Source organism: Pirellulimonas nuda (genome assembly GCF_007750855.1).
In the GTDB taxonomy this organism is placed as follows: domain Bacteria; phylum Planctomycetota; class Planctomycetia; order Pirellulales; family Lacipirellulaceae; genus Pirellulimonas; species Pirellulimonas nuda.
In genome coordinates this window covers 393,541-413,520 of record NZ_CP036291.1, presented here as the reverse complement: position 1 = coordinate 413,520, position 19,980 = coordinate 393,541, and the positions used below count along the sequence as shown (strand labels likewise).

The following is a 19,980-nucleotide window of genomic DNA, read 5'->3' as shown; positions in this document are numbered from 1 at the left end:
GCACCCTACACCGGTGGCACGCCCCTACGCGATGACTTCCCGGATCGGCTCGACCGGCTCTACCCCCACCAGCTTCTGGTCCAGCCCCGCGTAGAAGTACGTCAGGTGGTTGGGGTCGAGGCCGAGCTGCTGCAGCGCCGTGGCGTGTAGTTCCTTGACCGTGAGCGGGCGTTCGACGGCGCGGCTCCCCAGCTCGTCGGTCGTGCCGACCGACACGCCCCCCTTCACGCCGCCGCCGGCCATCCACATGGTGAAGCCGTAACTGTTGTGGTCGCGTCCCGTGCCCTTGGCGTACTCGGCCGTCGGCTGGCGGCCGAACTCGCCCCCCCAGATCACCAGCGTCTCGTCTAGCAGGCCGCGTTGCTTGAGGTCGCGCAGCAGCCCGGCGATCGGCTTGTCGGTTTCCGCGGCGTGCTGGTTGTGGTTGTTCTCCAGGTCGCCGTGGGCGTCCCAGTTGGCGTCCAGGTGTGAGCCCCCCGAGTAGAGCTGGATGAACCGCACGCCGCGCTCCACCAGCCGGCGGGCGATCAGGCACTGCGAGCCGAAGTGGTGGGTCGGCTTCTGGCCGACGCCGTACATGTCGAGCGTCGCCTGGGCCTCTTGCGAAAGCTCCACCGACTCGGGCGCCGAGACCTGCATCTGGTACGCCAGCTCGTAGCTACGCACCCGCGCGGCCAGCTCGGTGTTGTCCGTGCGTGCAGCCAGGTGGCGGGCGTTCACGCGGTCGAGCGTGTCCAAGAGGTCGCGTTGCTGCGTGCGGGTCACCCCCTCGGGGCGGGTGAGGTCGAGGATGGGCGAGCCCTCGTGCCTGAACGTGGTCCCCTGGAACGTGGCGGGCATGTAGCCGCTGGACCAGTTCTTGGCGCCCGAGATGGGCCCCCCCGAGGGGTCCAGCATCACCACGTAGCCCGGCAGGTTGCGGTTGGGGCTCCCGAGCCCGTAGTTCACCCACGAGCCCATCGACGGGCTCCCCGAGGTAAGCTTCCCCGAGTTCATCATCAGCATCGCGGAGCCGTGGATCGGCGAGTCGGCCGTCATCGAGTGCAGGAACGCGATGTCGTCGACACACCCGCCGACGTGCGGGAACAGGTCGCTGACGTGCTTGCCGCACTGGCCGTACTGGCGGAACTTCCACCGCGGCTCGATGATCCGGCCGACGTTCTTCTTGCCGCCGCGGCCGAAGGTGTCGACCGCGATGGACTTCTGGTCCATCCCCAGCATCGCCGGCTTGTAGTCGAACGTGTCGATGTGGCTGGGGCCGCCGTACATGAAGAGGAAGATGACGCTCTTGGCCTTTCCCGGGAGCTGCATCGGCTTGGCGGCCAGCGGGTTGGCGGGCGCCTGCGAGGCGCGGGCGCTCTTCGAGAAGAACCCATCGGCCCCCAGCATGCCGGCCAGCGCCGCGGCGCCGAACCCGCCGCCGCTCTCCCACAGGAACTCACGCCGCGTGCGGCCGCAGAAGTCGGGTTTGCTCATGGTCACGGCCGCCCTTCCTACGGGGTGCCACTGCTGGCTTGTCCAGCAGTGCGGAGCGGGTACCCACTTCACACTGCTGGACAAGCCAGCAGTGGCGCCCGATCTCAGTCTTAACAAGGTCAATCGAGGTAAACAAACTCGTTCAGGTTCAACACCAACAAACAAAACTGTTCAAACGCCGCGTCGGGCGACAACCCATGACGCGATTGGCTGGTCTCGATCAATTCCAACCCGTCGGCGATCGTCTCTTCATCCGCCGGCCGGCCGAGCGCTAGCTCGAGCGCATACACAACAAGCTCTCGCCCCTCGCCCCTCGCCTTTTTCTTGACCCTCTGGGCAAACAACCCCGCCTGCCGCTGCACGAAGCCGCTGTGCAGCAGGTTCAGCGCCTGGGCCGGCTGCGTGGTCACGAAACGCGCCTCGCAGCTCGTGTCGGTCTCGGGGAAGTCGAACGCGGCAAGCTCCGGCGGGATCAGGCTCCGCTTGACGTGGATATAGATGCTGCGACGCGCCGCCTGGGCGTCGGGGGTGGTCGGCCAGCCGTTGCCGGGCTGGCTCTGCGTGGCAAGCACCTCGCGCGACAGCCGCGGGTAGATGCTGGGTCCGTACAGCGCCCCGTCGAGCTGCCCGCTGACCTGCAGCACCGTGTCGCGGATCTCTTCGGCGCTGAGCCGGCGCATGTCGAACCGCCAGAACAGGTCGTTCTGCGGGTCGGCGGCGAGCGCCGCGTCGTCCGCCTGGCTGCTCATCCGGTACGAGCTCGACGTGACCATCAGCCGGTGCAGCGGCTTGAGCCGCCAATCGTTATCGACCAACCAATTGGCGAGCCAGTCGAGCAGCTCGGGGTGCGTGGGGGGCGTGCCGAGCTGGCCGAAGTTGTTGCTGCTGCGGACGATGCCGCGGCCGAAGTGGTGCTGCCACACGCGGTTGGCGATCACGCGCGGGGTGAGCCGGTTCTCGGGCGCCGTGATCCAGTCGGCCAGCACCCGCCGCCGGCCGGCGGTACGGGCGCCCTCGGCGGCGGTGGGGAGCCGCGGCGGGTCGTCGCCGAACAGCTCCGGGAAGCAGGGCTCTACCGGGTCGCCCAACGCGTGGGCGTTGCCGCGCAGCATCACGTGCGTGACGTCGGGACGCGGGTCGCACTTGGCAAGCGCCAACACGAACTCTTGCTTCGGCAGCCCCGCGCGCTCGCGCACCACCGCGTCGCGCTCGGCGACGAGGCCCTCGTACCGCTGCCAATCCCCCTTGGGGAGGAAGTCTTTGAGTTTCTTGAGCACCTCGGGGCGCTCGTGGGTCTCGCTGCGGCGTTGGTCCGCCGCAGGCATCTCGGCGATGCCCCGCTGCTCGAGGTCGTGGACGCGGCGTTCGAGCTGCGCTAGCCTCCGCTGCGCCTGCGCGTGCTGGCGGTTCACCCGCTCGCCGCTGGCGGCCCACTGGTTGTTGGTGGTCTGGTCCGACCGCACGCCGTAGGTGGTGACGTCCGCCATGAACGCCACCAGGCCGTAGTAGTCGGTCTGGGGAACCGGGTCGATCTTGTGGTCGTGGCACCGCGCGCAGCCGACGGTCAGCCCCAGCACCGCTTGGCTAGTGGTGCTGACGATGTTGTCGAGCTCGTCCGCCAGCGACTGCTCGGGGTCGGCCGGCTCGTCGTCCCAGGCGCCCAGCCGGTAGTAACCGGTGGCGGTCATCGTCTCGGGGGTCACCTCGTCTAGCTCGTCGCCGGCGAGCTGCTCGCGGATGAACCGGTCGTAGGGCTTGTCGTCGTTGAGCGAACGGATGACGTAGTCGCGGTACTTCCACGCGCCCGGCTTGGCGCCGTCGCGCTCGAAGCTGTTGGTCTCCGCGTAGCGCACCAGGTCGAGCCAGTGCCGCGCCCAGCGCTCGCCGTAGTGGGGCGAGTCGAGCAGCTTGTCGACCAACCGCTCGTAGGCGTCGGGCCGGTCGTCGTGCAGGAACGCTTCCAATTGCTGCGGCGTCGGCGGCAGACCGGTGAGGTCGTAGTAGAGCCGCCGCGCCAGCGTGCGATTGTCGGCCTCGGCCGCCGGCCGCAGCCCGGCCGCCTCGAGCCGCGCCAGCACGAAGCGGTCGATGCCGTTGCGTGCCCAGCGCTGGTCGGTCGTCTCCGGCGGCCGTGGATCGCCCCGCTCAACAAACGCCCAGTGGGGCTCGTAGCCGGCGCCCGCGTCGATCCAGGCCCGCAATGTTTCGATTTGCGTCGCGGTGAGCGGCTCCCCCTCGGGGGGCATCCGCTCCCAAGCTTCGCTGGACGCAATACGCCGCACCAGCTCGCTGCCGGCCGCGTCGCCCGGCGTGACGGCGGGGGTCCCCGTGTCTGCCTCGGCGAGCGCCCCCGCGCGGCTGTGCAGCGCCAGGCCCGACTGCTGCTGGTCCGGCCCGTGGCAGGCGTAACAGCGTGCGGCAAGGATGGGCTGAACGTCGCGCGCGAAGCTGGGGGCTTGGGCCGCGTGCTGGGCGGCCGCGGGCGCAGCGAGGGCGTAGATCGCAATTAGCGGGAGGAGTACTCGCACCCTGGTATCTTAAGCGATTTGGCGGCCCGACGCCAAATCTGTGCCGGGCCATTCGATCCAAGCGGCGTCGAGATCGTCGGTTTGCGGGGCGTCTTCACCCCCAATCTGCCACTCGGGGCGTCCAGCGGGACGGCCCGCGGGGAGAGTCGCCGCCTCGAGCAGCTCGAGCAACGCAAGGTCTTGCTCGGCCGCCGACGCAACGGGGGGCCGGAATGCCGGGCGCACCGCCACGCGCGTTTGGGCGGGCGACCGGAAGTACGCCGCGCCGGAATCCCCCTCCGCCGTGCCCCCTTCCTCTTTGCCCCCGGCTAGCGCCGGCTCCGGCTCTGGCGGCGTCGGCAACGCGTCGAGCCCGCCAACCCGGCCGAAGTTGTCCCGCCAAAGCTGGTAATCTTCGGCGCTCCCCTGCCGGTCCCGCCACACGGTGTAGTCGGCCGCGTCGACCACTAGGTCGCGGTTGAAGTCGCCGGGGGGGGCGATGTCGGCCACCCAGACTTCTTCGCCGTACTCGGGCGTCGTCGCCACGACGTATAGCCGGCCATCGACGACGGTGATGTCGCGCGGGTTGCTGCTGGCAGGGCCGGGGTTGATGTCGGCGACGATGACGGGTTGGCCGGTCGTGGGGTCGAGCTTCCAGAGCTCGCGTCCATGCTCAGGATCGGAAAAATGAAAGTAGAGGACGCCGCCGACATCGGCAAAAATGAATATCTGATTCGGCAAGGTAACCAGCGTTTCTAATGGCAAGCCTGGACCGACGTAACGTACAAGTTGAGACGGACCAGTCGGCGGGACATTTGCGAAAATGAGCTGGCCCCCCGATACGACGGGCCGCTCAGCCGCCGAGTAAGGGGAACTAGTTTGAAGCTGGATAAGTCGTGTCGTGCCTGCTGCGGTTCCATCGCTGCTCCAAAGCTCACGCACGTACGGTCCCGCTGAACCGAAGAGAAAGAGCGTCCCGTTGGAGAGCGCCAGCTCATTCGAATCGGAGCGATCAAATTGTTTGACGAGCTCCGTTACTTTCGACGCGAGGTAAGTTCTGTACAGTCCATTGCTGGAGAAGAAGTAGAGGCTGTCGCCATTGACGACGAGGTTGCTGGGAAGACTACGTGGTGCATAACCGCCTGACCACACGAGTTGCGTACTTCCCGATACACCGTCCGTCCGCCAGACGCCATGCACGTATTGGCCATCCTCCGCCAGTCCCCGCGCGGAAAAGTAGAGTCCGTCGTCCGTGCTCGTGAGCCAATCGGGCGGAGACACGCTGCCACCCGGAACGAGCGCAGTAATTTGAACCGGCCCCTCTGCATCGATTCGATAGAGCTCAGTCAGGAACGATGACGTCGGTACGCCTCCCGATACGTAAAGTGCGCCGTTGTGTTGCACTATCGGCCTAACGCTTTTGATATCGACCCGGAGCGGCGCGACCGACGCAACACTTTCCCCGTCACTGAGGTAGATGCGCGTAGACTGGGCCGCGAATGCAATTCCTTTGCCCGCTGGAGTTAGACGGCGGGGCGAAGAACCGAACGTTTGGGTGCGGATGTCTCGAATCAAGCTGGCGCCCGAAGCGTCCGCCCGCCACGGCTCGCGGTCGTAGGTTGGCGATCTTGCAGAAAAGAAGACCTGGTCGCCAATCACATTGAACCAGAGCTCCGTTTTCTCCCCGCCAGGTACAGCGTGTGTCCCCGTAGGGGACCCGTCCGTGGAATAGAGCTTGTACGCATCGACATAGAATAGTCGGTCGCCCACTACCGCAAGTGATCCGTCCGCGTAGCTGGTCGTCGGAGCAATTAGCTCTGTTACGCCAAGCGGCCCGCTCGTCCGCCACACGCCCGTCCGGGCGTAGTAGGTGAAGTCGCCCAGCGTCACCGCGTCGGGCGGCGTGCCGCCAACGTTTGAGTACAACTGCTGGGTCCCGGCCGCGGCGCCGTCCGACACCCAGGCCGTCGAGGCGCCGTTGACCGTTGCAGTAACGAACACCCCGTACGGGGCAGCAAGGATGCGGGGGTCCTTCAGCGAGCCAAAGCCGATGCCGGTGAGGGATTCAGCCGAAGCAGACTCGCCGTCCCACGTCCAAAACTGACTCGCTGCGAAGAACCACAGGCTCCCGCTCGCGGCGGTCAGACCATCGACAGGACCGCCCCCCTGCGACGCCAAATCGATCGCTAGTTCTGCGCTGCCTGACTCTAGACTGAACTTCCACAGCTCAGAGCCAAACGCGACGTAGCCGTAACCGTCGCGGACGGCGGCAGGTTGCAGGTCGGGGTGCGCCGCGGGGTCGAAGTCGCGGACGAGCACCGTACCCGCTTCGGTCCCATCGCTGATCCAGACCTGATCCTTGTCATTGGTGAACACCAATTGCTCGCCGGCGACCACAAAGTCTTCTAGCTGCGACGAATAAACGCCCGGCGTGATGTCCTTCACCAGCGCGGTTCCAGCAACCGTGCCGTCCGACACCCACAACTCTTCCCCGTGCCGACCCGAATCCTCAAGGTCGTCCTCGTTGGCGGTGAAGAACAGGCGCGACCCCACCGCGGTGAGGTTCTGTGGTCGCAGCGTTGGGTCGGGCATGCCGGCCGTGAGCGAGAATGTTCCCGCGGCTGTCCCGTCGGTGCGCCAAAGCTGCGCAGCAAAGCTGAGGTACAGCAAGTCTCCAGCGGTCACGCCGGACACGGTTATAAGAATGCTCGCATCTAACTGCTTGATTGCCTGGGTGCCGGCGTCCGTACCATCTGAGACGTACAGGTCGTAGCCACCGCCGTCGTCCGCAAAGAAGACGGCTTGGTCGCCTAGCTCCCAGTAGCCCACTGGGTTGGACGACTGCGTCCGCGTCTCAACATCCGCCAACAACCGCAAATCCGCGCTCAGCATGCAGCGAGTCTCAAGCGACTCAACTCGCAGCCGCCGGCCGGCGGCGCGGGGGGAGGGGCGGTGGGACATGACGAGGGGCGCAGCGGCGGAATGGAGCGGGAGAGGGGCAACCCCAGTCTAACCCCACGCCGCGGTTGCGGCCAACGGTTGTGGCGCGGAAACCGAGAACCCGAAATTCGAAATCCTTGCGCCGACGGCGATAGCCGCGCGTTTTTTGCGGTCACGACGGCGCCATCAGCGGGTAACGGTTCCTCCGGGCCAAGACCCACCGCGTTATCCCTGTCCGAGCCGCTTGGCTTCCACAACCTGGTCGGCGGGCGCGTCGACCGGGCTGAGAAGTTGCGGGGCGACGGTCCAGCGCCGGCCGACCGAGTCGACCAGCGACACCGACTTCTTATTGTAGCGCGTCACCACCCCAACCACGGGGGCGCCGCCGTCGTCGAACGTCACCCGCTCGCCGATGCGGAACCGCAGCATCGCCCGGTGCGTCCGCGCCTGCTGCAAGAAACGCAGACGCTCGACGATGCGGTGGTTCAGGTCGATCAGGTCGGCTTCGGTGAGGCCGTCGATATCGATAGGCATGTCTTGGATTCTGCGGCGCATCCATCAAGCCGGCAAGCCCTCGATGCTCAGCCGCCGTCGCGGGTGTTCGGCCCCTTCGCAGGGAGGGTCGTGCTACTCTCACGGGGCAAACCAGGGAAGCACCGTGTTGTAAGGCAGAGGGAGTGAACTACCGAGCATGAAACGTGCAGCTACCAGGCCGAATCCACCCCCCCCCAATAGCCGACGGGCTACGCCCCGTCGGGGCGGCGCAGTAGAAACTACTTCTCCGCTGCCCCGACGGGGCGGAGCCCGTCGGCTGTTGGTGCGTGGGTGAAAGGGGGGTCGTTCTGGCGCGCAAAAAAAGTGCGGCGGGGCACTTCGCCCCGCCGCACCTGCTTGCCTCGGCATCCTTGCGAGTGATGCCATTGTACAAAACTCAGTTTATGAAGCCAATCAGTCCAGGAAACCAATCAGCTCTGCGCTGCGGCTGGGCTGTTGCAGCTTGCGGACCGCCTTGGCCTCGATCTGGCGGATGCGCTCGCGGGTCACCTTGAAGATGTGCCCCACTTCTTCCAGCGTGTAGCTGTAGCCGTCGCCCAAGCCGTAGCGGAGCTTGATGATCTCGCGCTCGCGGTAGCTGAGCGTCTTGAGCACCTTGCCGATGCGGCCGCGGAGCATCTCCTGGGCGGCGCCAACCGAGGGGCTCTCGGCGCCGGTGTCGGGCAGCAGGTCGCCGAAGTGGCTGTCCTCGCTGTTGCCCACCGGGCGGTCGAGGCTGATCGGGTACCGGCTCATCGCCAGCACGCGACGCGCCTCGTCGATGGTGCATTCGGCCGCGCGGGCGGTTTCTTCGAGCGTCGGCTCGCGGCCCAGACGCTGCAGCAGCATCCGGCTGACGTTCCGCACCCGGCTCATGGTCTCGACCATGTGGACGGGGATGCGGATCGTGCGGCTTTGGTCTGCGACGGCGCGGGTGATCGCTTGGCGGATCCACCACGTGGCGTAGGTGCAGAACTTGAACCCACGGCGGTACTCGAACTTATCGACCGCACGCATCAGGCCGGCGTTGCCTTCCTGAATGAGGTCGAGGAACGAGAGCCCGCGGTTGCGGTACTTCTTGGCGATCGACACCACCAGCCGCAGGTTCCCCTCGCTCAGCCCGCGCTTGGCGGTCTGGTACTCGGCGTACACCTTCTTCAGCCCGGCGACGCGTTGCCGCAGGCTGTTGGGGGTTTCTTGCAGGTTGCGGAGGATGGTGCGGCACTCGCGCACCAGCGGGCCGCGTTCGGCCTGGTGCTTGCGTCCGGCGGGGATCCGGGCCAGTTGGGCCTGGAGCTGGTCGACCCGGCGGCTGAACTGGGCCAGGTGGTCGATCATGGTCTCGATCCGCTGGGTGCGGAGGCCGAGCTCTTCGACCAACACCACCGCCCGACAACGCCGCAGCCCCAACCGACGCCAGGCCGCCTTGCGGCGGGCCGGCTTCTCGCTCTTGCTGAGGGCGATGCGGTAGTCCTCGCGGTTCTGGTCGAGCAGCGTGTGGAGCGTGCGCAGGTTGTGCGGCATGCGGCCCAGGATCTGCTCCTTCTCCAGCCGGTCGGTGACGCTCACCTGCACGGTGCGGTCGAACGGCAGCTCGCCGCGGTGGACCCGGTCCAGCACCTTCACCGCGCTGCGGATCACGTAGTCGCAGGCCAACAGCTTGCGCCGGAAGGCGGTGCGGGTCTCCTCGATGCGCCGCGCCAGGTCGATCTCCTGCTGCCGGGTGAGCAGCGGGATCTCGCCCATCTGGGTCAGGTACATACGCACCGGGTCGTCCGACCACGACTCGTTATCGGGGTCGAGCAGCGACTCCTGCTCGTCGTCGGAGTCCTTCGACTCGTCCGACTCGCTGGCCTCGCTGTCGTCCTCTTCGCTGGAGCTGTCGGTCTCAAGCTCGTCTTCAAGCTCGTCGACTACCCCCGCGGTAACGGCGTTTTCGTCTTCCAGGTCGTGTTCTAAAAGCGTGTCGAACAAGTTCGGTTACTCCTCACCAAACGGGCGGACTAATGGGCGGACAAATGCTGGTCGGTCGAATGCTGGGCGGACAGGGCCGCGCGGACAAAATCTTGGCGGACTTACAAATCTAATCCGGGTCGCGCGTCGCACCCTTGTGCGCCGCGGCCAGGCAGACGTCGGTACGCCGGGGCCAACACCTGTGTTCGCGATAGCGTCGCTACGGGAAACGAAAACCAACGGCCAAAAGCAAAACTCGACACTGGCGGGCGGCGCCATGGCAAGGCGGCGCGGCGGGCGTCCTGGTGGGGAAGGACTGCCATCGCTGCGGCACACAGGCGCCCATGCACGAAGAGCACGCCCCGCCGAACTGCCCCGGCCACCCGAGCGCAACCCGTCAGGTCGCTGCTCGCAGAACGTAGGCCGTGGGCTTTTCGGGAAGCGTCTTTCAATTCTAACACCAAGGGACTGCTGGGCTCGTGGCACGGAACAATTGGCAAGAGATGACGCTGAGCGAATCTTGCGCGATTGACCTCGGACGCCTCGGTCACACGGGAAAAAAATAACGCGTCTGCTGGGGCGTCCCTCACTAGGCGGGGCGCCCAACAACGCCGGCCGGCCCCCTGCGGTTGGACCTACCCGGCAAGCGGAATCGAAACGTGCATCCACGGTCGGATGAAGCTCTCGGCAGAAACTGAACCCAGGCTGGGAACCACGCTTGGCGCCTAGGCTGGTTCAGAGCCTAGTTCCAATGCCGGTTCGCAGCTTGGCAGCAAGCAGCCCGGTTTCAAGACGACGCGAGACACAAACCATATCGAGGCCGGACGAAACGATTCGTCCCGCGCCGCGTTGCGGCCCGCCTAGTTTTGAAACCGCCCTGCTTCAAACGACCGTTCTTCAACCGTCCTTGCTTGGACAGCATTACCTTTGAACCCAGACTTGCGAGCCTGGTCTCGAAGGATCGATCTTGAAAGTTTCGACGCGGGGCGTGCGACGTGCGCTGGGGTAGGTGAGGCGCCACATCTGTTTAGGCCACGGTGTCCGCGTAAGCTGCGCCCGCGGGCTTGTCGCCCCCAACCCGGTTGGGGGATCCCCACTGCGGGGCGCGACAACTCGGCGTGCGTAGCATCATCGCTCCGGACTCTGCGCGCTCCTTCCTTGCCCGCTACCTCCGGGCCCCCCGAAATGCGGGACCTACGGCGCTCCATCGGCCAACCGCATGCGGTGTTGTGGAATCCCCAGTACATGGGGCCACATCGCACCGCTGCGCTGCAGGATTGCGGGAGGAGCCGCCCGGTTCGCCGCGACTCCAACCCAGATTCTAAACACCCCACCGCGCCGGTCCATAGGCAAAACCCGAAAAATCCCTACGATGGTCGGTCTGGCCACGCCGCCCAGGTCGCGCCAAGCGCCCCCCTCGCCGGGGCGTTTGGCCATGCCTTCCCCCTCTGCCCCGCTACTGCCCGCGTGAAGCACCTGCTCCCCTGCGAATGCGGACAACAGGTTGTCGTAGAGCCCCGAGAGGCCGGAAATATGGTCCGCTGCGCGTGCGGCGCCCAGATCCAGGCCCCGAAGCTCTCGCAGCTCCGCGAGCTGCCGATCGCCGAAGCCGCGGCCCCCGCCGGGCCGCCGAGCGCCTGGGGGTTCGCCCAGGGGGCGCTTTCTGCGGGCATACTCGCGGCGGTCGCCCTGGTGGCGCTGGCCGGCTACCTCTACTGGACAGAACCCCCCAAGCCAGAGCCCTTTAGCGCGGAGGTGTTCAGCAAGAACGCCGCCGAGCAGATCTCCCAGGCGCCCCCGGCGATGCTGTTCAACATCTGGCACGGCCGGTACCTGCCGCTGGCGGTCAACGGCTTGGCGCCGATGGAGAACCCCGGGGTGGAGCGCGTTGAGCAACAGATCGCCCAGGCACGCAGCTACGAGATGTGGCTGCTGGCGGCGGCGGCCGTCGCCGCCGCGGTGGGCGCCGCGGCCTACTTCGCCAGCCGCCCCGCCCAGCGAGGGCGTACGGGCTCGTAGCCGGTCCTACCGCTAGCGGTGCAGGACGAGGTTGTGGTACGCGGCCAGGGTCTGCTGGGCCACGGCGGGCCAGGTAAAGCGTTCGGCCACCAGCCGCCGGCCGGCGTCGCCCATCTGCCGGCGGTCCCCCCGCAGCACCTTGAGGATCCCCTCGGCAACGTCGCGCGGATCGAGCGAGGTGACGAACCCGGCGCCTACCTCGCCTACCTCGGGAAAGTTGCTCGCGTCGGACACCACGCACGGCACGCCGCTGCCCAGCGCCTCGGTAATCGCGATTGAAAAGCCTTCTTGGCGGCTGGGGAGGCAGAAGCAGTCGGCGTCGCCCAGCGCGGCGAGTTTGTCGTGGCCGAACTTGGGGCCGACGACCAGCACGCTCCCTTCCAACCCGTGCCGAGCGACACTCTCACGCAACGTCGACTCGTAGCCGGCGTCGGGGCCCACCACCACCAGCTTGGCCGCGGGCAGCTCCGCGATCACCAGACGCATCGCGTCGACAAGGATGTCGAGCCCCTTGCCGTGGTGCAGCCTCGAAAGGAACAGCACCATCGGCGCGTCGCCCAGGCCGGGGCAGCCCGCGCGGAACGAGCCCACCGGCAACGGCGAGCGCAGCGCTTCGGGGAACACGCCGTTCGGGATGACCGTGACGTTGAGCCGCGGCTCGTACTTCAGCAGGAACTCTTTCTCCGGGCGGTTCAGCGCGTGCAGCAGGGCCGCGCGTCGCAGCACGCCGCCGTAGCCGAGCCGCAACGCCACCTGCTTCTTCAGACGCTTCTGCCGCAACGACCAGGGGTGGAACATGCCGTGCGGCGCCAGCACGTAGGGCGCTCGGCCCCGCGCGGCCCGCGCCGCGGCGAAGGTCCAGGGCTCCCAGAAGCCGTGCAGGTGGACGATGTCGGGCGGGCCTCCCTCCGCGCCCCCCAGCACGGCCTGCAGCGGCCCATGCACCACCTTCAGCGCCTCGGCGCCGGGTGTCGACTCGATGAGCGCCGCCACCCGCGCGCGGCCCTGCTCTGCGGTTGCGTGGGCCAACGTCACCTCGGCGCCGGCAGAGGCCAGCGCCGCGGCCAGCGAGACCGCGACGGCGGGGGGGCCGCCCCCAGAGGGGTCGAGCGACGCGATCCCCTGCACCACGCGCAGCGGCCGCGGAGCGTCGCTCCCGCCCGGGCCGGTTCTTGCGCCGGGGGCGTCGCTCATCCCAGTTGCTCTCCCCGCTCGGCGTCGGTCAACGCTCGCACCTGCCCCCAGGGGCCCCGGGCGATCGCTGCACGCCGGACGTCGCCCGTGTCGATCCCCACCGTCAGCCGCAACCGCCCCAGCAGGCGGCGCCCCTCGACGATGGCGACCTCGCCCGTCTGCGCGGCCCGCCAACGCCCCCACCGGCGCAGCTTGGGGTAGCGGCCGAGCAGCTCGGCGATGACCTCGTCTATGTCACTCACCTTCAGCAGGTTGCGGCAGGCCGCGCACTCGCCCCGCAGCAGCGTGGCGCGGCTGACGCGCTCGCCGCAGCCGGAGCACTCATCGAACTCGGTAGCCAGCGTCGGCAGCCCCGACACCGGGCACTCGTCGCACAGCTCGGCCAGCACCGTTTGGCCGGTCACGCTGCAACGGGCCATGTCGCGTGCCAGCTCGCGCTTGCGCGTTTGCTGGCAGACGCCCACCTCTTCGGCAGCGACGATCGTGCCGTCTTCCAGCGCCGTTAGGTGGAACGTCTCGCGGCCCGTCACCGGGCAGGCGACCGGCGCCGGCCCCAGCGACCGGGCCCAGCCGGCCAGCGGCAGGTCGTGCCACGCGTCGCCGATCTCGAACCGCAGCCGGCACTCGGCGTGCTTGACCCACACCACCGCGACCACGCGGGCGCCCAGCCGCGTCGCGATCCGCTCCAGCGCAGGCGCCGCGACCGTTTCGTGCGGGTAGGAGGCGCTGGACGAGGGCGCCAACCGATCCAGGCCGAGCTCCGCGATCTGCGCTTCCGCCAGCGGCTGGCCATCGGGCAAGAAGAACGCGTGCTCTACCTGATCGCCAGCGGCCGGGCGCGTCACGCGCACCAGCGGCCGGTCGGTGAGCCGGCACCCGGCTAGGTGCATCGCCCCGCCATCGACCTGGTAGGCCGCGAACAGGCCCGGGCTCAGGTCGTGAACCGCTTCGGGCTGATCGGCGGGCCGGAGCTGGATGGGCGCGTGGGCGGCAAGCGACCCGAGGAGCATCTCTAGAAACGCGGCCGGGGGAGCGCCGCAAGCGAACGGCGCCGGCGGCTCTTCGGCCAGCACCACTTCGTTCTGCTTCGCCCCGCCGAACCGGCGACGCCCGCGGGCTTCGCTCTTGTGGCCGGCGCCGTCGGCCGCTGGGGCCGCCGCGGGCGCGGCGATCTCGCTGTAGCCATCCTCGCGGCACTCGAGCGCCCCGCCGATCGCGTCGGCGGTCTGGGCGGCAAACGCACGCCAATCCTGCGTGGTCCAAACAGCGGCGTCAGGTTGTGGGTCGGATGGTTTCACGTTGTTCGTAGGTCAGGCTGCGCCTGACGTTGCCCCGCCAATTGTGTCGATCAATGAGCCGCCCGGTCAGGCACAGCCTGACCTACCTTTTGCGCAACACGTACACGACGTCTTCGGTGGCGCCGCCGATCTTCACCGGCTGATCGACACGGTACGCGAAATCATACGTAGCAGCGATCTCGAGGTCTGGGACGCTAGCAATCAGATCGGCCATCTGACGGGCGGTGTAGGTCCGGAATTCGATACAATTTACCAGCCTCTGGTTACCCGTCGGCTTACAAACCGTAAATTCCATCTGCACGCGCTCGATCCGCTTGCGGGGGTCGATCCCCAGCGTTCGCATGTCGGACAACACGCACAAGTGGCCCCGCTGGGCGGCCCAGTGCTCCTCGTCGCATTCGGGGGGCCCGGCGGTCGGTTTGAGGTGCATCCCCAGCACGTAGACCCCCCCCTTGCGCAAACCCGCGGCCACGCACTCCAGGTGCCCGCGAGCCGCCTCCTCGCTCCCCAGGTGCCGGAAGCTGTTGATAGTGTTGAACATGGCGTCGGCCTTCTTGCGGAGGCGGAAGCGGCTCATGTCCCCTACCTCCGCGGTCGCAGGCAAACCGTGCCGCACGAGCCGCTTGTTGCAGTAGTCCACCGCCTTGGCGTTGAGGTCGTTGCCGGCCACCTCGTACCCCACCTTCCCAAACCGGTACAACAACCGCCCGGTGCCGCAGGCGGGCTCGAACAGCCGCTTCACCACCAGCGTGGCGTCCTTCTCGAACACGTCTTCAAGAAAGTCGAACTCCGCCTTCCAGTCGGAGCCAAAGACAAGGTCGTAGTACTTGGGGTAGTCGTAGAGCGTGGGCATAAGGAGGTTTTAGGTTTTAGGTTTTAGTCGTAAGGTTTCTGGTCGCATGCTAGCAGTGTGTAGTAGTCGCCGACCTAGGGTCGGCGGCAATCGGCCCCCACTCCCTCCATCGCTTGCGCGTCCCCCAGCCCCAGTCGCGCAGCGAATGATCCCCATCCGCCGAAGGTGGATAATCCCCGTCCGCCGCAGGCGGACACCCCCCCGGTCGCGCACGGGCCATGCTAGCAGCATATCAAGCTCATCTGGCAGTGTTTGCCGAAGTCTTCTAACCTTCCAGCGCGGAAAACTCAGAAGTAAGAGGATAGGCCAGGAGAGTCCACACGATCGACGCTGCGCACGGCCCGGAGGCCTTGCACGCGCGGCGTCACGCAAGAGAACGAGGCCCACGGAGGGGCGCGGCGGTGCAACGTATATTCTCATTCGCGATGCTCGCCGTGGTGCTCGGCGGCGGCTGGGCCTACCTGAAGGGGATGTCGCCGGCCGACGTCGCCCAGGTCGTCAAGCAGGCCGGCCAGCAGGTAGCCGCTGGGCAGCCGATCGGCGGACCCGGGGGGATGCAGTTCCCCGGCGCCGGCCAAGCCCCCGCGGCCCCGTACGGCGCCAGCGGCGGCCAGGGCCCCGCCACCCCGGCCTACCAGCCCCCGCCGCAGTGGGGCCAGCCGACGATCCGCATCGCCAGCTACAACATCCAGGTCTTCGGCGACTCCAAGGGCTCGAAGCCCCACGTGATGCGGGCCCTGGGCGAGGTGATCCGCCAGTTCGACGTGGTCGCGATCCAAGAGGTCCGCACCAAAGACGAACACTTCGTCACCAATTTCTTGCGAGACTACGTCAACCCGGCCACCCCCAACGGCCCCGCCCGCCAGTATTGGCAGTTCGTCGGCCCGCGCCTGGGGCGTTCCAACTCCAAAGAACAGTACGCGTTCATCTACGACACCGCCACGATGGAGCTTTCGCCCAGCGTGGCCTACACGGTGAACGACCCCGACGACCTGCTGCACCGCGAGCCGCTGGTGGCGATGTTCCGCACCCGCAAGGCGCCCCCGGAGCAGGCCTTCACGTTCATCCTGTGCAACGTGCACACCGACCCGGACGAGACCAAGACGGAGCTCGACGCGCTGGCCCAGGTATGGCAGTCGGTCAGCCGCAGCAGCTCGCCAGAGGACGACATCATCCTGCTGGGCGACTTTAACCTCGCCGTCCCCAGCAGCCCGCCCGAAGCGCAGCCCCGCACCGGCCGGCCCCTGGCCGCCGCCGACCTGCGCGGGCTGGCAGACGTGCCGGGCATGTACCCGCTGATCCGCGACCGCTCGACCAGCACCGTCGGCACCAGGCTGCACGACGAGCTGCTGATCCGCAAGAACACCACCACCGAGTTCACCGGACGCTCCGGGGTGTTCGACGTGATGCAGCAGTTCGGGCTGACGCAGGTGCAGGCCGAAGAGATGAGCGACCACCTCCCGGTGTGGGGCGAGTTCAGCGTCTACGAGTCGGGCACCCCGGGACGGGTGGCCCAGCAGTACGCGCCCGCGTCGCGCTAAGCGTGCTGCGCACGTGGCGGTCAGCTTTCAGCTTTCAGCGGTCAGCTTTGACGCGCTCGCGCGAACCCCGAGACGCACACACTGCACGTAGGTAGGTGACTAGCCGCGTCAGCGCGTCAAAGCTGACCGCTGATCGCTGAAAGCCACGTGCGTAGCACGCTTTAGCCGTAGTACTGCACCTCCACCACGCGCTCCTGCGAAGCTTCCACCTTGCGCAGGAACGAATCGAAGCGCAGGTGCGTGTCGTAGTACTCGACCACCGCCGCGTGCATAGCGGCGCGCCGCGCCGCATCCATCGCGATCGCACGCTCCACCGCCCCGAGGAAGCCGCGGGCGCCGCGGAACACCAGCGCGTTGACGCCGTCGGTTAGCGGAGGGCGGAAGTAGTCGCCGTACTCGATGATCGGGACCGTGCCGACTTGCATCGCCTCGACCACGTTGTGCGCCAGCGGCATGCCGGTCCCCGGCGAGGCGATATAGAAGTCCGCCCGGCCCAGCAGCCCCAGCCACTGGGCCGCGTCGATCACCCCCGTCGTGCGGAACGCCCCCCGGTCGTACGGCGGCAGCCACACGGCCTGGGGTTCGGCCGGGGCCGCTACGTCCGCCAGCCGCGCGTAGTGTTGGAGTGGCAGCTCTGAGTCGAGCAGCAGCTCGATCATCTCGAGCCGCGACACCACGCCGTGCAGCCGGGTGATCTTCCGCGAGTGGTACTCCGGCGCCGTCCGCCCGGCAAACAGCACACGCGCGGTGCGCGGCGTCTGCCGCAGCGCCGCAAGCTCTTCGTGCGTCGCGGGCTCCTGCAACGCCGGGTAGGGCATCCACACCGAAGCGGGCGCCAGGTTCGCCGGCCGACACCCCGCGATGGGCAGCACCCGCACGATCTTGGCGTCGACCCCCTCGTAGCGCCGCGGGTCGCGCCGGTCGGTCCACACCACCACTCCCCCCGCGCCGTCCCCGACCCCGGCGCTTTGCACCCCGCTCCCCGCATCGCAAAGCTCGTACGGGAACTCCTCAAAGTACCGCCGCTTGAACACCTTCCGCTTCGACTCCGCCAAGAAGCGGTAGTTGTTCACGATCACGACCCGGTAGCCACAGCGCCGCAGGTTCCGCAGCAACAGATAAAAGTACCGCCCGCCGTCGGCGTCGAAGTCGCGGGTGTGCAGGTCTACCAGCGCGGTCTTCTCTCCCGGCAGCGGCGCGGGGGAGGCGCCCCGCACGAGGCGCCGCACGTAGCGGTAGTGCGAGGGCATCACGTACGACCGGCCCCGCCGCAGCCAGTCGTTCAGCGGGTCGGTAAGAAACTTAAGCCGCGCGTAGTGCGATGCGCGGAACCAAGCGAGCGAACGCCGGGTGCGTGGGTTGAGACGCGGTTGGTTCATGGCAGAAGTTGTAGACGCAAAGCGGTTGGCTGTCAGCGTTCAGCTCTTAGCTGTCAGCTGTCAGCTTTCAGCTTTCAGCTCTCAGCGACGCGCAGGCACCCATAGCTGCCGACCTAAGGTCGGCGCTGGAGTGGTAGGGATAGGCTCCTCGGAGCGCGCCGACCCTAGGTCGGCAGCTATCGGACGCGATCGGAGCCTCGAGCACCGCGTCAGAAGCTGACCGCTGACCGCTGACCGCTGAAAGCCAAAAGCCGCAGGCTTTCTTGTAGAAAGTAGCCACCCACCCTGCTAAAAAACACGCATCACAACTCACGGCATCCGCCGGGGCCTTCGGGCGCCCGACAAGAGCCCGACGCCAGGCCGCAAGGCCTCAAGCGCCGGGCTTTTTTCGTGCGCGCATCCTAACGACCAATACCTAACACCTAACACCTCTCTCATGCTCTCCGTCCCCCTCCCACACGCCCAGCGCGACATCCTCGACGGCGACCTGCTGCTCTTCCGTCGCCGGGGGCCGATCTCTATCGCGGGCCGGGGCGAACACTCGCACGCCGCCAAGGCGGCGTGGTGGGGCGGAGAGCTGTTCTGCCTGGAAGTACGCGAGTGGCACGGCGGCCGGGCGGTGACGCTCGCCAGCCAGGTGCGGCGCTGCCCCGGGCGGATCGACGTGTTCCGCGCGAACCCCGCAGGCCGCTGGCCCGAGTACGACCGCGCCGCGGCGACCCGCTTCATGCGCCGCCTGGCCGGCTGCGACTACGGCTACGCGGCCGTGCTGTCGGCCGCCATGCGTCACCTGCCAGTGGTGCGTTGCTGGACGACGCCCGACGTCGACGACACGGCCCTCGACCGCCGGCCGCCGTTCTGCAGCCAGGCGTGCGCGATGGCGGACCGCATCGCCGGGGGCGTCGACCCCGTGCCGCACCTAGCGGACCGCGTCACCGAACCGGCCGACCTGGCCCGCAGCCCGTTCTACCAGTACCGCTTCACGCTGACGGGGGACGCCTGATGCGCACCATCCCCTGGATCGTAGCGTTGCTGCTGGCTACCGGCGCCGACGCGCAGTGCGTCGGCGGCGTCTGCCCAACGAGCCCGCCAACAAGCGGCTGGCAGAGCGCGCCCATCGAAAAGCCCCACCCGGCCGTCTGCCGGATCACCGTCCGCGGCGCCGGCGCCGCGAGCCTGGGGAGCGGCACGCTCATCGCAAGCAGCAGCGCCGGCGGGCTGGTGCTCACGTGCAGCCACTTGTTCGACAACGACCGGGGCGCCATCGAGGCGACCTTCCCCAACCTCCCACCACAAACCGCAAAGCTGCTTGCGATCGACCGCGCCGAAGACCTAGCGGTCCTAACCATCGCAAATCCAAGCACCTGGCCCATCGAACTAGCCGACGGGCTACGCCCCGTCGGCGCCCTCACCGCCGCCGGCTACGGCAGCAACGGCGCCTACCGCTCGATCACCGGCCCCATCCTAGGCACGGCCACCCCCCAAGGCGCCCGCTACCCCAGCCTACAAATCCGCGGCGCCGTCCGCCCCGGCGACAGCGGCGGCCCGGTGCTGGACCCGCAAGGCAAGCTGGTCGCGGTGGTGTGGGGCGCACGCGAAGGCTCCACCTACGCCGCCTACGGAGCGCCGCTGAAGCGCATCGTGGAATACGCGCTCGACAAGACCCGTGCGGGCCGGGGTCTCCCCACCCCCGGCGCGGCAGAGCAAACGCCTGCTTCGTCAATCAAGGCGCCCGCTTCACCGGCTGCTGTGGTCGACAGCAATGAGTCGCGTCTTGAACGTGTACCTGACGCGCCGGGGCCGGGGACGGCCCGGCTCGCGAACGACGTGGCAATCAACGCGCGGTTGGAGTCGATCGAGTCGCAACTTGACGAACCGCGTGGCTGCGACTGCCCCGCGGGCGCCCCGCTGTGGATCGCGGCCGCGGGAGTGAGCGGGCCGGTCGGCTTGGCGCTAAGCGCCGCCTGGCTGCTGCTGGGCCGCCGCCGGGGCGCCCAGCAAACCCAATCGGCCCCGCGTCCGATCGCCATCGACAGCCCTCCCCCACCGCAACGCACCACGCACGAGACGCACTACGTGCCCATCGAACGCGACGCCTTCGCCCGCGCCCACCAATGGGCCAGCGAACAAGTCGCCAGAAAGTTCCCCGGCGCGGTCGACGTGCTAACGACGCTCGACTCGCTCATCAAGCAGCAGATGAATGGGGGGGAGAAGTGATGAGTGATGAGTGAAGGACGTAGGGTGCACGAAGTGCACCAAGCAGCAGAAGGCAGCGCGCTTCGCGGG

At 67.8% G+C, this 19,980-nt stretch carries 13 protein-coding genes; 4 read left to right on the top strand and 9 right to left on the bottom strand.

Translation table 11 applies throughout. The features are described 5' to 3' along the window. Positions 1-24: 24 nt before the first annotated feature. The 5 genes from Pla175_RS01590 to Pla175_RS01570 all read right to left on the bottom strand — a co-directional run bounded on the left by Pla175_RS01590 (position 25) and on the right by Pla175_RS01570 (position 9,431). Positions 25-1,476 carry a DUF1501 domain-containing protein gene (locus Pla175_RS01590; RefSeq protein ID WP_145280675.1) on the bottom strand — a complete coding sequence of 484 codons (1,452 nt, stop codon included), beginning with the start codon at positions 1,474-1,476 and terminating at the stop codon, positions 25-27. 119 nt (positions 1,477-1,595) lie between these two features. Beyond that, positions 1,596-4,004: a PSD1 and planctomycete cytochrome C domain-containing protein gene (locus Pla175_RS01585; RefSeq protein ID WP_231954107.1), complete on the bottom strand. Its 2,409-nt coding sequence runs from the start codon at positions 4,002-4,004 to the stop codon at positions 1,596-1,598. A 9-nt stretch (positions 4,005-4,013) separates the two neighbouring features. Beyond that, on the bottom strand, positions 4,014-6,944 hold the full coding sequence (locus Pla175_RS01580; RefSeq protein ID WP_145280673.1) for a hypothetical protein: 2,931 nt from the start codon (positions 6,942-6,944) through the stop codon (positions 4,014-4,016). A 204-nt stretch (positions 6,945-7,148) separates the two neighbouring features. After that, the gene (locus tag Pla175_RS01575) at positions 7,149-7,457 is read right to left on the bottom strand and encodes a hypothetical protein (RefSeq protein WP_145280671.1); all 309 of its coding nucleotides are present in this window, start codon (positions 7,455-7,457) and stop codon (positions 7,149-7,151) included. 414 nt (positions 7,458-7,871) lie between these two features. After that, positions 7,872-9,431, bottom strand: coding sequence for a sigma-70 family RNA polymerase sigma factor (locus tag Pla175_RS01570; protein WP_145280669.1), 1,560 nt, complete (start codon positions 9,429-9,431; stop codon positions 7,872-7,874). A 1,512-nt stretch (positions 9,432-10,943) separates the two neighbouring features. Between Pla175_RS01570 and Pla175_RS01565 the strand changes: the two genes are divergently transcribed. Then, positions 10,944-11,429, top strand: coding sequence for a hypothetical protein (locus Pla175_RS01565; protein ID WP_145280666.1), 486 nt, complete (start codon positions 10,944-10,946; stop codon positions 11,427-11,429). A gap of 12 nt (positions 11,430-11,441) precedes the next feature. Here Pla175_RS01565 and Pla175_RS01560 read toward each other — a convergent pair whose 3' ends face one another. The 3 genes from Pla175_RS01560 to Pla175_RS01550 all read right to left on the bottom strand — a co-directional run bounded on the left by Pla175_RS01560 (position 11,442) and on the right by Pla175_RS01550 (position 14,774). Continuing rightward, complete coding sequence (locus tag Pla175_RS01560; protein ID WP_145280664.1) at positions 11,442-12,623, bottom strand: glycosyltransferase; 1,182 nt, start codon at positions 12,621-12,623, stop codon at positions 11,442-11,444. Beyond that, entirely contained in the window at positions 12,620-13,921 is a 1,302-nt protein-coding gene (locus Pla175_RS01555; protein WP_145280662.1) for a hypothetical protein, read from the bottom strand. Before Pla175_RS01555 ends, Pla175_RS01560 begins: the two co-directional genes overlap by 4 nt. An 82-nt stretch (positions 13,922-14,003) precedes the next feature. Then, a complete protein-coding gene (locus tag Pla175_RS01550; protein WP_145280660.1) occupies positions 14,004-14,774 on the bottom strand; it encodes a class I SAM-dependent methyltransferase in 771 nt (256 codons plus the stop codon). Between the two features lie 401 nt (positions 14,775-15,175). On the opposite strand from Pla175_RS01550, the gene Pla175_RS01545 reads away from it, so the two are divergent. Next, the gene (locus Pla175_RS01545) at positions 15,176-16,315 is read left to right on the top strand and encodes an endonuclease/exonuclease/phosphatase family protein (RefSeq protein ID WP_145280658.1); all 1,140 of its coding nucleotides are present in this window, start codon (positions 15,176-15,178) and stop codon (positions 16,313-16,315) included. Between the two features lie 161 nt (positions 16,316-16,476). On the opposite strand, the gene Pla175_RS01540 is transcribed toward Pla175_RS01545, so the two are convergent. After that, a complete protein-coding gene (locus Pla175_RS01540; RefSeq protein ID WP_145280656.1) occupies positions 16,477-17,694 on the bottom strand; it encodes a hypothetical protein in 1,218 nt (405 codons plus the stop codon). A 436-nt stretch (positions 17,695-18,130) separates the two neighbouring features. On the opposite strand from Pla175_RS01540, the gene Pla175_RS01535 reads away from it, so the two are divergent. Both Pla175_RS01535 and Pla175_RS01530 read left to right on the top strand, forming a co-directional pair. Then, on the top strand, positions 18,131-18,697 hold the full coding sequence (locus Pla175_RS01535; protein WP_145280654.1) for a hypothetical protein: 567 nt from the start codon (positions 18,131-18,133) through the stop codon (positions 18,695-18,697). Next, positions 18,697-19,911 carry a S1 family peptidase gene (locus tag Pla175_RS01530; RefSeq protein WP_145280652.1) on the top strand — a complete coding sequence of 405 codons (1,215 nt, stop codon included), beginning with the start codon at positions 18,697-18,699 and terminating at the stop codon, positions 19,909-19,911. The genes Pla175_RS01535 and Pla175_RS01530 overlap by 1 nt, the downstream gene beginning before the upstream one ends. Positions 19,912-19,980: the final 69 nt, after the last annotated feature.

What these genes read in the sequence shown, in the direction of transcription:
- Pla175_RS01590 (WP_145280675.1), bottom strand. Translation starts at nt 1,476, where the DNA reads ATGAGCAAACCCGACTTCTGCGGCCGCACGCGGCGTGAGTTCCTGTGG.
- Pla175_RS01580 (WP_145280673.1), bottom strand. Translation starts at nt 6,944, where the DNA reads ATGTCCCACCGCCCCTCCCCCCGCGCCGCCGGCCGGCGGCTGCGAGTT.
- Pla175_RS01575 (WP_145280671.1), bottom strand. Translation starts at nt 7,457, where the DNA reads ATGCCTATCGATATCGACGGCCTCACCGAAGCCGACCTGATCGACCTG.
- Pla175_RS01565 (WP_145280666.1), top strand. Translation starts at nt 10,944, where the DNA reads ATGGTCCGCTGCGCGTGCGGCGCCCAGATCCAGGCCCCGAAGCTCTCG.
- Pla175_RS01560 (WP_145280664.1), bottom strand. Translation starts at nt 12,623, where the DNA reads ATGAGCGACGCCCCCGGCGCAAGAACCGGCCCGGGCGGGAGCGACGCT.
- Pla175_RS01550 (WP_145280660.1), bottom strand. Translation starts at nt 14,774, where the DNA reads ATGCCCACGCTCTACGACTACCCCAAGTACTACGACCTTGTCTTTGGC.
- Pla175_RS01540 (WP_145280656.1), bottom strand. Translation starts at nt 17,694, where the DNA reads ATGAACCAACCGCGTCTCAACCCACGCACCCGGCGTTCGCTCGCTTGG.
- Pla175_RS01535 (WP_145280654.1), top strand. Translation starts at nt 18,131, where the DNA reads ATGCTCTCCGTCCCCCTCCCACACGCCCAGCGCGACATCCTCGACGGC.
- Pla175_RS01530 (WP_145280652.1), top strand. Translation starts at nt 18,697, where the DNA reads ATGCGCACCATCCCCTGGATCGTAGCGTTGCTGCTGGCTACCGGCGCC.